This window comes from Ruegeria sp. HKCCD3925 (genome assembly GCF_057221175.1).
On sequence record NZ_JBWVBI010000001.1, the window covers coordinates 520,163 to 533,514 of the forward strand.

The 13,352-nt window shown below is 57.2% G+C and carries 13 protein-coding genes; 8 read left to right on the plus strand and 5 right to left on the minus strand.

Features of this window, described 5'->3' with window-relative positions:
* The first annotated feature begins 12 nt into the window (after positions 1–12).
* Complete coding sequence (locus AC2TEM_RS02635; protein WP_480855972.1) at positions 13–1,194, plus strand: cytochrome P450; 1,182 nt, start codon at positions 13–15, stop codon at positions 1,192–1,194.
* 106 nt (positions 1,195–1,300) lie between these two features.
* Here the strand turns inward: AC2TEM_RS02635 and AC2TEM_RS02640 are convergent, their stop codons facing one another.
* Positions 1,301–1,774 carry an Lrp/AsnC family transcriptional regulator gene (locus AC2TEM_RS02640; RefSeq protein WP_010439761.1) on the minus strand — a complete coding sequence of 158 codons (474 nt, stop codon included), beginning with the start codon at positions 1,772–1,774 and terminating at the stop codon, positions 1,301–1,303.
* Between the two features lie 245 nt (positions 1,775–2,019).
* Here AC2TEM_RS02640 and AC2TEM_RS02645 point away from each other — a divergent pair, with 245 nt between their 5' ends.
* From AC2TEM_RS02645 to infC, 6 genes are all read left to right on the plus strand, one after another.
* On the plus strand, positions 2,020–2,334 hold the full coding sequence (locus AC2TEM_RS02645; RefSeq protein WP_170393224.1) for a DUF2849 domain-containing protein: 315 nt from the start codon (positions 2,020–2,022) through the stop codon (positions 2,332–2,334).
* A gap of 65 nt (positions 2,335–2,399) precedes the next feature.
* On the plus strand, positions 2,400–4,064 hold the full coding sequence (locus AC2TEM_RS02650) for a nitrite/sulfite reductase (RefSeq protein ID WP_170393225.1): 1,665 nt from the start codon (positions 2,400–2,402) through the stop codon (positions 4,062–4,064).
* Positions 4,054–4,815, plus strand: a complete 762-nt coding sequence (locus tag AC2TEM_RS02655) for a phosphoadenylyl-sulfate reductase (RefSeq protein WP_170421362.1) — start codon at positions 4,054–4,056, stop codon at positions 4,813–4,815. Before AC2TEM_RS02650 ends, AC2TEM_RS02655 begins: the two co-directional genes overlap by 11 nt.
* Positions 4,812–5,219, plus strand: a complete 408-nt coding sequence (locus AC2TEM_RS02660) for a DUF934 domain-containing protein (RefSeq protein ID WP_170393227.1) — start codon at positions 4,812–4,814, stop codon at positions 5,217–5,219. Before AC2TEM_RS02655 ends, AC2TEM_RS02660 begins: the two co-directional genes overlap by 4 nt.
* Before the next feature lie 105 nt (positions 5,220–5,324).
* Positions 5,325–6,158, plus strand: a complete 834-nt coding sequence (locus tag AC2TEM_RS02665) for a ferredoxin--NADP reductase (protein ID WP_170421355.1) — start codon at positions 5,325–5,327, stop codon at positions 6,156–6,158.
* Between the two features lie 245 nt (positions 6,159–6,403).
* Positions 6,404–6,865 (plus strand): translation initiation factor IF-3, encoded by a 462-nt coding sequence (gene infC, locus AC2TEM_RS02670; RefSeq protein ID WP_238528775.1) that lies wholly within the window; start codon positions 6,404–6,406, stop codon positions 6,863–6,865.
* Between the two features lie 75 nt (positions 6,866–6,940).
* On the opposite strand, the gene AC2TEM_RS02675 is transcribed toward infC, so the two are convergent.
* Entirely contained in the window at positions 6,941–8,257 is a 1,317-nt protein-coding gene (locus AC2TEM_RS02675; protein WP_170421352.1) for an aspartate aminotransferase family protein, read from the minus strand.
* Positions 8,254–9,006 carry a beta-keto acid cleavage family enzyme gene (locus AC2TEM_RS02680; RefSeq protein ID WP_480503202.1) on the minus strand — a complete coding sequence of 251 codons (753 nt, stop codon included), beginning with the start codon at positions 9,004–9,006 and terminating at the stop codon, positions 8,254–8,256. The genes AC2TEM_RS02675 and AC2TEM_RS02680 overlap by 4 nt, the downstream gene beginning before the upstream one ends.
* 110 nt (positions 9,007–9,116) lie before the next feature.
* Between AC2TEM_RS02680 and AC2TEM_RS02685 the strand changes: the two genes are divergently transcribed.
* Positions 9,117–10,016 (plus strand): MurR/RpiR family transcriptional regulator, encoded by a 900-nt coding sequence (locus tag AC2TEM_RS02685; protein WP_170510196.1) that lies wholly within the window; start codon positions 9,117–9,119, stop codon positions 10,014–10,016.
* Between the two features lie 47 nt (positions 10,017–10,063).
* On the opposite strand, the gene AC2TEM_RS02690 is transcribed toward AC2TEM_RS02685, so the two are convergent.
* Together AC2TEM_RS02690 and AC2TEM_RS02695 are read right to left on the minus strand one after the other, a co-directional pair.
* Positions 10,064–10,855 carry an FAD binding domain-containing protein gene (locus tag AC2TEM_RS02690; RefSeq protein ID WP_170421347.1) on the minus strand — a complete coding sequence of 264 codons (792 nt, stop codon included), beginning with the start codon at positions 10,853–10,855 and terminating at the stop codon, positions 10,064–10,066.
* A gap of 95 nt (positions 10,856–10,950) precedes the next feature.
* Positions 10,951–13,311 (minus strand): xanthine dehydrogenase family protein molybdopterin-binding subunit, encoded by a 2,361-nt coding sequence (locus tag AC2TEM_RS02695; protein WP_170405437.1) that lies wholly within the window; start codon positions 13,309–13,311, stop codon positions 10,951–10,953.
* Between the last annotated feature and the right edge of the window lie 41 nt (positions 13,312–13,352).

Below are 13,352 nucleotides of genomic sequence, written 5' to 3' on the forward strand. Positions count from 1 at the left end.
AGTCTGCACCGCATGAAGACGCTGACCCAATCCCCGACCGACCCGGCATTCGTGCAAAACCCATACCCCTTTTATGACAGCGCACGTCAGTCGGGCGATCTGTTCTACTGGAAAGACTACGGCCTTGTCGCGGCTGTCTCGCACAAAGCGGTGCAAATTCTGCTGCGCGATCGGCGCTTCGGGCGTGAAATCCCGGCGGAACTTGCAAAACCCGGCCCAGACCATCTTGCACCCTGGCTAGAAGTCGAATCCCATTCGATGTTAGAGCTTGAACCCCCGCGTCATACTCGATTGCGTTCTCTGGTACTGCGGGCGTTTACCTCTCGCGCGATCACGGCGCTTGAGGGGTCCACTGAACAGTTGTGCCACGATTTGATCAAGCAGTTCCCCGCTGGCCCCTTCGATCTGCTGGAGGCCTATTGCACCCAGGTCCCCGTGATCACGATCTGCCGTCTGCTTGGTGTGCCGGAAGACATGGCACCGCAACTGTTGCAGTGGTCGCACGCCATGGTGGCCATGTATCAGGCAAACCGGACGCGCCAGACCGAAGACGAAGCCGTCCGTGCCACACAAGCCTTTACCACCTATCTCGAAGAATACATCGAAAAACGCCGCACTAACCCGCGTGACGATCTGATCACCCGGTTGATCGCGGCAGAGGAAGATGGTGAAAAACTCTCGCGCGACGAACTGATCACGACCTGCATTTTGTTGCTGAACGCCGGTCACGAAGCCACCGTGCACGCCATCGGCAATGGCGTGAAGACTATGTTGACGACGGGTACACAGCAGTATGTCCTGACGCCCGGCACCATCGACGGCGCAGTCGAGGAAATCCTGCGTTTCGATCCACCACTGCACATGTTCAGACGCTATGCCTATGAAGACATTGAACTCTTCGGTCACCGCTTTGCGCGTGGTGACGAAGTTGCCTTGCTTCTGGGCGCAGCCAATCGCGACCCTGCTGCTTGGTCCCAACCCGATACATTCGACCCGATGCGAGATGTAAGCGCCAATACTAGCTTTGGTGGTGGCCTTCACTTCTGTGTAGGCGCTCCGCTGGCCCGGCTTGAGATGCGGATCGCCCTGCCCATCCTGTTCCAGCAATGCCCAAAGCTAGAGCTGACGGCAGAGCCGCAATATTCGGACAGCTACCATTTCCACGGGCTGACCAAACTCATGGTAGCGGTCTGACTTAACATCCTGTCAAGAAACCCGGATCCGTGCTTCATCTGGCCATAAATATCTCGGGGGAGTCGCCTTCGGGCGGCGGGGGCGGCGCCCCCATTCACGCTTCAAACTATCCGACAGACTTCAATGGCAGCATTGTGGTCGATTTGATCTCTTCCATCGAAAGCAAGGCTGTGACGTTGTGCACCCGTACCTCTGAAATCAAAGCCTGATAAAACGCATCATACGCACGCGCGTTCTTGACGCGCACTTTCAGAATGTAATCGATGTCTCCAGCCAAACGGTGCGCTTCCTGAACCTCTGGACGATCGCGCAACGCTTTCAGGAACTTCTGCTGCCACTCAGCCTCATGTTCCGACGTACGGATCAGCACAAAGAATGTGGCCTCAAAGCCCAACGCTTCGGCATCCAGCAATACGGTCTGCTGGCCAATGACCCCTGCCCCCTTGAGCTTGCGAATGCGATTCCAAACCGGCGTCTTGGAGCTCCCTACACGGGCTGCGATTTCGTCAAGCGACTGGCTGGCATCCCGTTGCAGCTCGGCTAGAATTTTCCGATCCGTGTCGTCTATTCGCACCGACATTCCAATTTCCCTTCCAATTCAGAACAAACCTTCTTCCACTCGCCGAAGATAGAACATTTGTCCTTATTTCTTAGCGCATATGGCGATTTGGCGGGAATATTTCCTATATTGGCACTCAAGTCAAATCAGTCACGAGATGATCCGATGCAGGTCAAACAAACAAATATGCGCATTCACAAACCCGGCGTCGCCCGAATTGCGCAATACCCGCACGTAGTCTCGGATTTCAATAAGGAGCTTGCCTGATGGCCCGCGCTTTTACCCCCAAAGTCGTCACCGCCAACGACTTGTTGGAAGGTGATGTGATTTACCAGACCGAAGATGACCGGTGGTCGCGCGAGTTGTCCGATGCCGAACTGATCACGGACGAAGCTCACGCGCAGGTTCGTCTGCTGGATGCCGCGCGTCAGGCCAACAAGATCGTCGGCGCCTATCTTGCCGACGCGGTGGCCGGAGAAAACGGCCCCGAACCCACCCACTTTCGGGAGGATTTCCGCCGGACTGGTCCGTCCAACTATGCCCACGGCAAACAGGAAACCTCCCCGCAGCCTCGGGCCTGATCTCAGGCCATTCTCTCTCCCCTTCAAGGCCCCGGGTCCGGGGCTGCAACTAAGGACAGCTAAACATGTATCGCTACTCCGAGTTCGACACAGCATTTTTGGCAGAACGCAACGCGCAGTTCCGTGCGCAGGTTGAGCGTCGCATTGACGGTTCGCTGACTGAAGACGAATTCAAGCCACTGCGCCTGATGAATGGTCTGTATCTGCAATTGCACGCTTATATGCTGCGGGTCGCTATTCCATATGGCACGCTGTCCAGTGCTCAGATGCGTCAGCTCGCTTTGCTGGCCGAGAAATGGGACAAAGGTTACGGCCATTTTACCACCCGTCAGAACATTCAGTACAACTGGCCGAAGCTGAACGACGTGCCGGATATGCTGGACGCACTGGCCGAGGTTGGCATGCACGCCATCCAGACCTCGGGTAACACCATCCGCAACGTGACCGCCGATCATTTCGCCGGTGCCGCCGCGGATGAGGTCGCTGATCCGCGCCCCTATGCCGAACTGCTGCGCCAGTGGTCAACCGACCACCCTGAATTCCAGTTCATGCCCCGCAAATTCAAGATCGCCATCACCGGCAGCGAGAATGACCGCGCCGTGATCAAGGCGCATGACATCGGTCTGCAATTGGTTGAGCGTGATGGCGTTCTGGGTGCCCGCGTCATCGTTGGCGGTGGTCTGGGCCGTACGCCCATGATCGGCAAAGAGCTATCGGAATTCGTCGCCTTTGACGACCTGCTGGCCTATCTTGAGGCCACCGTTTCCGTGTGGAACCAGATCGGCCGTCGCGACAACAAGTACAAGGCACGTATCAAGATCACCGTGCATGAGCACGGCATCGACGCCATCCGTGCCAAAGTGAACGAACGCTTTTTGAAGGTTCGCCCGCAATTCAAAGGCGCGGATATGAACCTGCTGGACAAAATCAAAGGCCACTTTGCGCCTCCAGCCTTCCGTGATGGTTCGGTTGCCTCGTTCGAGAGTGCCTACACCAACGATCCGGTCTTCCGTTCGTGGGTCGACACCAACATCGCGCCGCACAAGAACGCGGACCACGCGATCGTCACGATCTCGATCAAGAAGCACGGCCAGACGCCGGGCGATGCGACTGCCGAGCAGATGCGCGTAATGGCTGATCTGGCCGAAGAGTTTGCCTATGACGAACTGCGTATCAGCCACGAGCAGAACGTAATCCTGCCGCATGTCCACAAATCCGACCTGCCCGCGATCCACGCGACGCTGAAAGAATACGAGTTGGCGACCGCCAACATCGGCTTGATCAGCGACATTATCGCCTGCCCCGGTATGGATTACTGCGCACTGGCGACGGCACGTTCGATCCCCGTGGCGCAGGAAATCGCGACCCGGTTCGAAGACCTGAAACTGGAGCATGATATCGGCCACCTGAAGATCAAGATCTCGGGCTGCATCAACGCCTGTGGTCACCACCATGTGGGTCACATTGGCATTCTTGGCCTGGACCGCGCTGGCGTCGAAAACTACCAGATCACTCTGGGTGGTGACGGTACCGAATCCGCCGCCATCGGTGATCGTACTGGCCCGGGCTTCGCCTATGACGAGATCGTTCCGGCGGTCGAGCGCATCGTCGACACGTATCTGGAGCAGCGCGACAGCGCCGAAGAGACCTTCTTGCAGACCTATCGCCGCGTTGGCATGGCACCGTTCAAAGCGGCGCTTTACCCCGAGGCACAGGCCAATGCCGCTTGACCTGATCCAAACGGAACTGGGGGCTGACCGCGCCGAACTGACCGAAAAGGTCGAGGCGCTGAACGCCCGCTTCCGCCACCACAGTGCCCATGATGTGATGCATGGCGCATTGGACGAGATCGAGGAGCTTGCTCTGGTCTCCAGCTTTGGCGCGGAATCGGTGGTGTTGCTGCATATGGCTGCAGTGGTCGACAAGATGACCCCAGTGCTGTTCGTGGACACCCAGATGCTGTTTGCAGAAACGCTGGAATACCAGCAGGAGGTCAGCGAGCGTCTGGGCCTGCGCAATGTGCAGATCATCCGCGCCGAGGATGAAGATGTTCAGCGCGACGATCCTTATGGAGCGTTGCGTCTACGTGACACCGATGCCTGCTGCAACCTGCGCAAGACCTTCCCGCTGCAGAAAGCTCTGACCGGGTATTGTGGCTGGATCACCGGGCGCAAACGGTTTCAGTCCGGCACCCGTGCCGCGCTGGACTTTTTCGAGGTCGAGGACGGAACCGGCCGGATCAAGGTCAACCCCTTGGCCCACTGGGCGCCCGACGATGTGCGCGCCTATATGGAAGAAAACAACCTGCCCCGGCATCCGCTGGTGGCCAAAGGATACCCCTCGATCGGCTGTGCGCCCTGCACTTCGCCGGTCAAAGAAGGCGAAGACCCCCGCGCCGGGCGCTGGCGCGATCAGAACAAGGAAGAATGCGGCATCCATTTTGTTGATGGAAAAATGGTGCGCATCGGAGAGAAAACATGAACGTAATCGTAAACGACGAGGGCTTTGCCCCCGATGATTGGACCGATGGCTATGTCACGCTGGACGATGCAGCGAATGACGTGGTTGCACTGGATATCGCCTCGGACACTGACCCCGATGAACTGTTTGACCGGCTGGGCAGCGCCCAGATGGTGCGCGTGGACTTTCCATCCTCAGCGGATGGGCGCGGCTTTACGATCGCGCGCGTTCTGCGTCTGAAAGGTTATACAGGTCGCCTGCGGGCAAAAGGCCATGTTCTTGCAGACCAATACGCCATGGCGCGTCGTAGCGGCTTTGACGAAGTCGAAATTGATGACACCTTGGCGAACCGGCAGCCCGAAGATCAGTGGCTGGCCCGGGCCAATTGGCAGGACAACAACTACCAGGCCCGCCTGCGCGGCTAACCCGCCATCGCCAACCTGTGATACGAAAGGGGCAATCTGCCCCTTTTCCTGACTTGGATCAAAGATTAAACGGAGATACCGGTTTAGCAGACCGGCAGTGAAATGATGACAGAGATGAAATCCGTGAGTGAAGCAACCGCCGTTAAGGCCCCCGTCCTGCCCGACGCCCAGACTGTGACCGAGGTCAAACATTGGACCGACCGCCTGTTCTCTTTCAAGGTGTCGCGCCCTGCATCGCTTCGTTTCCGCTCGGGTGAGTTCGTGATGATCGGCCTGCTGGGCGACAACGGCAAACCGCTGCTGCGCGCCTATTCCATCGCCTCGCCTTCATGGGATGAGGAACTGGAATTCTACTCGATCAAAGTGCAGGATGGCCCGCTGACCTCAAAACTGCAGCACATCCAGCCTGGTGATCAGATCATCCTTCGGCCCAAACCCGTCGGCACGCTGGTGCATGACGCATTGCTGCCCGGCAAGCGCATCTGGTTCTTCGCTACCGGCACAGGCTTTGCGCCCTTCGCGTCGCTGCTGCGTGAACCGCAGACCTATGAGGATTATGACGAAGTTATCATCACCCATACCTGCCGCGACGTAGCTGAACTGGATTACGGTCGCGAGTTGATCGAGAGCGTCAAACAGGACGAGTTGCTGGCCGAACTGATTGGTGACGGTTTCGCCGACAAGATTCGCTATTACCCCACCACCACGCGGGAAGCGAGCCCAAAGATGGGCCGTATAACCGAGCTGTTGAAAGACGGCACCGTATTTGCCGATCTGGGCATCGAAGGTGGTATCAAGCCAGACACTGATCGCGCGATGGTTTGTGGCAGCCTTGCCTTCAACCATGACATCAAAGCAATTCTGGAAGAGTTCGGCCTGCGAGAAGGTGCCAATTCCGAACCCAAGGAATTCGTGATTGAAAAGGCATTTGTGGGCTAATGGGGTTTGCAGGTGGGGTTATCGACACCCTAAACCGGCAAAAACTCACGAAATTCATGGAAAATTCATGCGGCTTGCAATTTATGCCGCTTGAAACACCTCTCAGCCCGGTCTAAATTCCGGGCTCGAAATTCTGCAATCATCAAAGGAATGAACCCATAGCCCGCAGACCTCACAACGCGCCGCCACAGCGAGATACCGGCCCGCGCGTCAATGACAAGATCCGTGCTCCCGAAATTCGCCTGATTGGCGCCGAAGGTGAAAATGTCGGGGTGGTTCATCCCGCAAAGGCCATGCAGATGGCCGCCGATGTCGGCCTCGATCTGGTTGAGATTTCGCCAAACGCGAACCCGCCGGTCTGCAAAATCATGGATTTCGGCAAGTTCAAGTACGAACAGCAGAAACGCGAAAGCGAAGCCCGCAAGAAGCAAAAGATCATCGAGGTGAAAGAGGTCAAGTTCCGGCCCAACACCGACACGCATGACTATGACGTCAAGATGCGCAACGTGTTCAAGTTTCTTGAAAACGGCGACAAGGTCAAAGTCACCCTGCGTTTCCGGGGCCGCGAGATGGCGCACCAGAACCTGGGGCGTGAGCTGCTGGAACGTGTGGCCGAAGACGTCAAGGATCTGGGCAAGATCGAGAACATGCCCAAGATGGAAGGCCGTCAGATGATCATGATGATTGGTCCGCTGCCACAGAAGTAGGTTTTCTTTTTGTAGAATGACAAAAGCCCCTCCGAAATCGGAGGGGCTTCTTTGTTTTCTGGCTTCTCGCCTAAATCAGATCACCGAGGATATCGCCCGATCCAGCTTGTCTACAAGCTCGACCAGTTGGTCATCTTCGATGACAAAGGGCGGTGCTAAGAGGATATGATCTCCGTTGCGTCCATCACGCGTTCCCGACATCGGGTAACAGATCAATCCCTCGGCCATGGCGGCCTTCTTGATCTTGGCCGCTAGGCCGCGCGACGGATCAAACGGAGTTTTCGTATCCCGATCCTCGACCAACTCAATTCCTCGGAATAAGCCGCGGCCCCGTATGTCCCCGACATTCGGGTGTTGGCCAAACTTGTTTTCCAACATGCTCTGCAATTTGCCCCCCATTACGCCGGCCCGCGCTGGCAGGTCACGAGAAGTAAGTTCCTGTACAACGGCAAGCGCGGCCGCAGTCGCAACCGGATGACCGATATAGGTGTGGCCATGCTGGAAGAAGCCCGATCCATCCCGGATCGCATCATAGATTCGACCCGAACACAGCATCGCTCCGATAGGCTGATACCCTGCCCCCAACCCTTTGGCGATACAAAGAATATCCGGCGTGACATCGTCATGATCACAGGCAAACAAATGCCCGGTACGCCCCATGCCGCACATTACTTCGTCGAGGATCAGAAGAACGCCGTGTTGATCGCAAATTTCACGGATTCGCTTGTAGTACCCCTCGACTGCCGGAACAGCCCCAAGCGTCGCTCCAACCACCGGCTCTGCCATGAAAGCCATGACCGTTTCAGGCCCAAGGCGCAGGATTTCTGCCTCCAGCTCATTCGCAACGCGCTGACCATATTCAAAACTGCTCTCATCCTCAGGCTTTTCGGCGTACTCATAGCAAGGAGCGATATGAGTCATCTCGATCAGCATCGGTGCAAACTGCGCCCGCCGCCATTCATTGCCACCCGCCGAAAGTGCCCCCAAAGTGTTGCCGTGATAGCTTTGTCGGCGCGCTATGACATGACGGCGTTCAGGCTGGCCGGTTTCCAGATAATACTGCCGCGCCAGTTTGATAGCAGCCTCGGTCGCCTCTGACCCGCCCGAGACAAAGTAGACCCGGTCCAGTTCGCCGGGGGCGTGTTCAATCAGCAGATCGGCCAGTGCCTCGGCCGGTGCCGACGTCATAAAGCCCGTATGCGCAAACGCAATCTGCGCCACCTGATCCTGCACCGCTTTGACCACAGCGGCGTTGGAATGGCCGAGGCATGAAACGGCAGCATCACCACAATCCAGATAGCGACGGCCGGTTGAGTCGATGAGATAACAGCCATCTCCACCAGCGGCCTCAGGCAGTTCCGACTTTGTATGGCGTGGAAATACGTGACTCATGTCGAAGTCCTTTTCAGAAGATTAATGAGCGCCGCGACTGATGCAGCATTGTCTGCCCATGCCTGGCCATCCGGACCTGCAAGGCTGTTCTCAAAACCAACGCGCACATCGCCACCCAACTGCGCGGCCTTTTGCAGGCACGCATGCTCCTGCCCTCCAAAGGCACAGACCATCCATGGATCAGCGCTGTGCGGAAACACATCCAGATCATTCGGACTCGATTCCTGCGCCGTGGCATAGCGACCAAGGACAAGCAGACGGTCGACCTGATCCGATTTTACCACCCCTTCAGCCTGCCAATGGGTCAGTAACTCAACGTCAGCGACATCATAGAGTATATGCTGAACACGAGTCCCTTGTTCCGCGCACAGAGCGTAGACCTTTGGCGCAAGTTCGGGCGACCGTGCAATCTCGCGCACCGAAATCGAAGCCCAGTCCGGGCGCACATTCTGCAAACAATCAAGTTGTGCTTGAACGCCGAAAACGCCAGCAGCTTCTGTCGTAATCTGGATGTCCATGTCAGTGACCGCAGCACGCAGTTCAGCAATGGTTTCGCGATACAAACCCGCATCTAGTGAATGGTTACCTGACTGATCGCGAATATGCAGATGCAGACCTTGCGCACCTGCCCTATGGCACGTTTTCGCGACCTTGACGATTTCATCAGTCTTGATCGGCAGGGCAGGATGATCTCCATGCCCTCGTCGCGCCCCGTTCGGAGCCACCAACACATATGGCCTTCTCGTCATCCTCAAACCAGTCCCAGACATTCCGTCACCTGTTTTTTACGATCCCGAATTAGACACCTCGCTCACGTTTTCAATTTGCATTCTTCATAACATTTGTTTTTTCTTACCAAATGCAACACACCTCATCCCAACTGACCGAGCAGCTTCGGCACGAAATCGACACCCTGCCTCAGCAAATGCAAGCCGCAGCGAAATACATCATCGACCACCCTGGCGATTTCGGGCTCGACCCGGTTCGGCTTACCGCCGAGAAAATCGGTGTCAGTTCAAACGTTCTGGTTCGGTTGGCACAACGTATGGGGTTCGACAGTTTTGATGCGTTCAGACGGCCCTTTCGCCAGACCCTTGTCACAGACCGGGAAGATCGGCTGGGTCAAGGCTGGCTGGATCGCATGAAATCGGGGGGCCAATTCAGCGCCGCGCAAGCTGGGTTTGCGCAAAACGAACTGAACGTCGTAGCCCGCTCCCTGCGACTGGCCGATCCTGATTTGATGCAACAGGTCACGGAGTACATGATTGCAGCTAATCGCTGTTTCATAACCGCGACCCGGGCCAGCTATGCTTTGGCCTATTATCTCCACTATGCGGGTCGGATGGCACACCCAGGATTTCAGCTTATCCCGCGACATATGGGATCAGCCATCGATGATTTGCTCGAGGCCGATGAAGCGGACTGCCTTTTCGCTATTACCGTTCACCCCTATTCCTCTGACACCATACAATCCATGCGTTTTGCGCGTAAACGCGGTATGCGCATCGTGCTATTGTCGGATAGCGACGTCATCGCCCCTGGTGTTAACCCTGACATCGTGCTGCCTGTAAGTACCCGCGCGCAACATCACTTTTCCAGCTTCTCCGGAGCGATGGCAGTGCTTGAATGCCTGCTAGGTCATCTCTTTGCCGCCGGGGGATCAGCCGCGCGTGACCGCGTGGAACGCTATCAGACGGCACGAGAAGACACCGGCGCCTACTGGCGCCCCGCCAAGCCCCCAAGAGTTCGGAAAGAATAAAGAGCCCCGGCTTTCACCGAGGCTCTCAAAGCTGATTAACAATCAGATCAGCTGCAAGCTTCGACAGCCCGTTTCGTCATAACAGTGACCAGATGCGCCCGATACGTTTTGCTCCCGTGCAGATCACCAATCATGTTCATCGGATTGATGTGCAGCCCCATCAAAGCGTCCGCGCGGAACTCTTTGTTCAGGGCCTCCTCAGCCTCTGCCCAGCGGAAAACTCCGTCCTCGCTTGCGCCGGTTACTGCAACCCGAACGCCATTGGCGAACCGAGCGAGATAAACCCCGACCAACGCAAACCGAGACGCGGGCTGCAAAAACTTCTGATAACTCGCCGCCTGAGGCACAGGGAAACGCACCGAAGTGATAATCTCGCCCTCTTCCAGAGCTGTCGTGAACATGCCCTGAAAGAAGTCATCCGCCGCTATCTGGCGATTATTGGTGACAATGGTCGCGCCTGAACCCAGCACTCCCGCCGGATAACAGGCCGCTGGATCATTGTTGGCAATCGAACCGCCAATAGTGCCACGATTACGCACCGCAGGATCACCGATCTGGCCGGCCAGCGCTGCCAGCGCCGGATAGTTACCAGCAGCTTCAGCGGCCACATTTGCGTGGGTTGTCGCACCGCCTATCGCTACCGAGCCATCATCCTCGACGCAGACCCCTTTCATTTCAGCGATTCCATTGACCGAAACCAGCTTGGATGGCGCGGCCAACCGCTGCTTCATTGTGGGGATCAGGGTTTGCCCACCCCCCAATGCCTGCGCATCCTCAACTCCCAACGCAGTAACCGCCTCAGCGATGGTCAAGGGTTTCTCAAACTCGAAATTGTACATTTCGTTCTTCCTTTCCGAAAAGCGCGGATCCGCCCTTCATCTGGCTATAAATATCTCGGGGAGCGCGAGGGGCTGGCCCCTCGCACCCGAACCTCTCAACCATGCATTGCTGTCCAAACACGCGACGGGCTCATCGGCATGTCAATGTGATCAACAGCCTTTCCACCCGAGTTCAGCGCATCCAGAACCGCGTTGACTACCGCAGGCGGCGAGCCAATCGCACCAGCCTCACCGCAGCCCTTCACACCCAACGGGTTGTGCGTACACGGCGTCTGGCTGGAATGGTCGACCGCATAGAACGGCAGATCATCGGCGCGTGGCATCGCGTAATCCATGAAGGATGCGCTCAGCAACTGGCCATTCTCGTCATAGGCGCAATTTTCCAACAAAGCCTGACCGATACCCTGACCGATACCGCCATGTACCTGACCATCCACAATCATCGGGTTAACGATGTTGCCAAAGTCATCCGCAGCGGTGAAGGCTTCGATGGTCACCTGTCCAGTCTCGGGATCCACCTCAACCTCGCAGGCATATGCCCCCGCTGGGAAGGTGAAGTTGGCCGGGTCATAAAATGCGGTCTCCTCCAGCCCCGGCTCAACCTCCAATGGGAAGTTGTGCGGTACATAGGCTGTCAGAGTCACATCACCCCAGGCCACCGACTTGTCAGTGCCCGCGACGCTGAACTGACCGTCCTTCAGCTCGATATCGGCCTCGGACGCCTCGAGCAGGTGGGCCGCGATCTTCTTGGCCTTGTCGATCACCTTTTCGGTCGCCTTAACCATGGCCGAACCACAGACCGCGAGCGAGCGTGAGCCATAAGTGCCCATGCCGAACGGGATCTTCGAGGTGTCGCCATGCACAATCTCTACCATCGACTCGTCGATGCCGATCATGTCGGCCACAACCTGCGGGAAAGCGGTCTCATGCCCCTGCCCGTGGCTATGTGCACCAACCATGACGCTGATGGAACCGGTGGCGTTCACCCGCACCGTGGCAGCATCATAAAGACCCGCCCGGGCCCCCAGCATGCCGACGATGTTCGAGGGCGCGATGCCGCAGGCCTCGATATAGCAATTGACGCCTAGGCCACGCAGCTTGCCATTGGCCTCGCTTTCCGCCCGTCGCGCGGCAAAGCCAGCCAAATCAGCAGCAGCTTCAAGCTTATCCATCGTCCCGTTGTAATCCCCGGTGTCGTAGGTCAGCGCCACCGGTGTGTCATACGGGAACTGGGTGATGAAATTCTGGCGACGCAGGGCGATCGGATCGACACCCAGTTCACGCGCCGCCTTGTCGATGACGCGCTCCAGCTGATAGGTCGCCTCTGGCCGACCCGCACCGCGATAAGCGTCCACCGGCACTGTGTTGGTGAACATTGCCTTCACATTCACCTGAATGACCGGCGTCTTGTAATTGCCCGCCATCAGAGTGCCATGCAGCCAAGTCGGAACCGAGCTTGAGAAGGTCGACAGATACGCGCCCAGATTGGCGTAGGTGTTGGTGCGGAGGCCTGTGAAGTTATTGTCCGCGTCCAAAGCGAGCTCAATCGTGCTGACGTGGTCGCGGCCCTGCGCATCCGACATAAACGCCTCGGACCGGCTGGCGGTCCATTTGACCGGACGGTTGCAGGCCTTGGCAGCGAATGTACAGAACGCCTCTTCCGCGTAGTGGAAAATCTTCGTGCCAAATCCACCACCAACATCAGGCGCTACAACACGCACTTTGTGTTCAGGCAAGCCCAGAACAAATGCGCACATCAGCAAGCGGATCACATGCGGGTTCTGCGAAGTGGTGTAGAGCGTGTACTCATCCGTACCCCGGCTGTATTCGGCCACCGCAACGCGCGGCTCCATCGGATTAGCAACCAGACGGTTATTGATCAGGTCCAGAGTGGTGACATGGGCCGCGTTGGCAAAAACCTCATTGACCTTGTCATTGTCTTCTTCGCCTAGATGCCAGTCATAGCAGATGTTGTTCTTCAAATCCTCATGGATAAGCGTCGCGCCATCCTGCGCTGCGGCTTTCATATCCAGCACGGCAGGGAGCTCTTCGATATCCACTTCAATCGCTTCCGCCGCATCGCGGGCGAGTTCAAGGCTGTCCGCGACAACGGCAGCGATGGGATCGCCTACATGTCGGACCTTGCCTTGCGCCAGAATGGGATGCGGTGGTTCCTGCATCGGGGCGCCATGACGGTCGGTTACTTCCCAGCCGCAAGGCATTCCGCCCACGCCTTCAAAGTCCTTGCCGGTGAACACCTTCACAACCCCCTGCATACCCTCGGCGGCAGATGTGTCGATGTTGGTGATCCGGCCATGCGCGATGTCGGACCGTAGGAAATGCACATAGGCCTGGCCATGTACGTTGATGTCGTCGGTGTAATTGCCTGCTCCGGTCAGAAAGCGTACGTCCTCGCGCCGCTTGGAACTGGCTCCGATGCCACTGTCTTTGGGCATTGCTTGTTCTCCTCCGTGGAAAAGAATTTTCGTCGAAAATT

Excerpts from the sequence above, each read along its gene's own strand:
- AC2TEM_RS02640 (WP_010439761.1), bottom strand. The coding sequence starts at position 1,774 with ATGTCGGTGCGAATAGACGACACGGATCGGAAAATTCTAGCCGAGCTG.
- AC2TEM_RS02665 (WP_170421355.1), top strand. The coding sequence starts at position 5,325 with ATGACAGAGATGAAATCCGTGAGTGAAGCAACCGCCGTTAAGGCCCCC.
- AC2TEM_RS02655 (WP_170421362.1), top strand. The coding sequence starts at position 4,054 with ATGCCGCTTGACCTGATCCAAACGGAACTGGGGGCTGACCGCGCCGAA.
- AC2TEM_RS02695 (WP_170405437.1), bottom strand. The coding sequence starts at position 13,311 with ATGCCCAAAGACAGTGGCATCGGAGCCAGTTCCAAGCGGCGCGAGGAC.
- AC2TEM_RS02690 (WP_170421347.1), bottom strand. The coding sequence starts at position 10,855 with ATGTACAATTTCGAGTTTGAGAAACCCTTGACCATCGCTGAGGCGGTT.
- AC2TEM_RS02675 (WP_170421352.1), bottom strand. The coding sequence starts at position 8,257 with ATGAGTCACGTATTTCCACGCCATACAAAGTCGGAACTGCCTGAGGCC.
- AC2TEM_RS02660 (WP_170393227.1), top strand. The coding sequence starts at position 4,812 with ATGAACGTAATCGTAAACGACGAGGGCTTTGCCCCCGATGATTGGACC.
- AC2TEM_RS02680 (WP_480503202.1), bottom strand. The coding sequence starts at position 9,006 with ATGACGAGAAGGCCATATGTGTTGGTGGCTCCGAACGGGGCGCGACGA.
- AC2TEM_RS02685 (WP_170510196.1), top strand. The coding sequence starts at position 9,117 with ATGCAACACACCTCATCCCAACTGACCGAGCAGCTTCGGCACGAAATC.
- AC2TEM_RS02650 (WP_170393225.1), top strand. The coding sequence starts at position 2,400 with ATGTATCGCTACTCCGAGTTCGACACAGCATTTTTGGCAGAACGCAAC.
- AC2TEM_RS02635 (WP_480855972.1), top strand. The coding sequence starts at position 13 with ATGAAGACGCTGACCCAATCCCCGACCGACCCGGCATTCGTGCAAAAC.
- AC2TEM_RS02645 (WP_170393224.1), top strand. The coding sequence starts at position 2,020 with ATGGCCCGCGCTTTTACCCCCAAAGTCGTCACCGCCAACGACTTGTTG.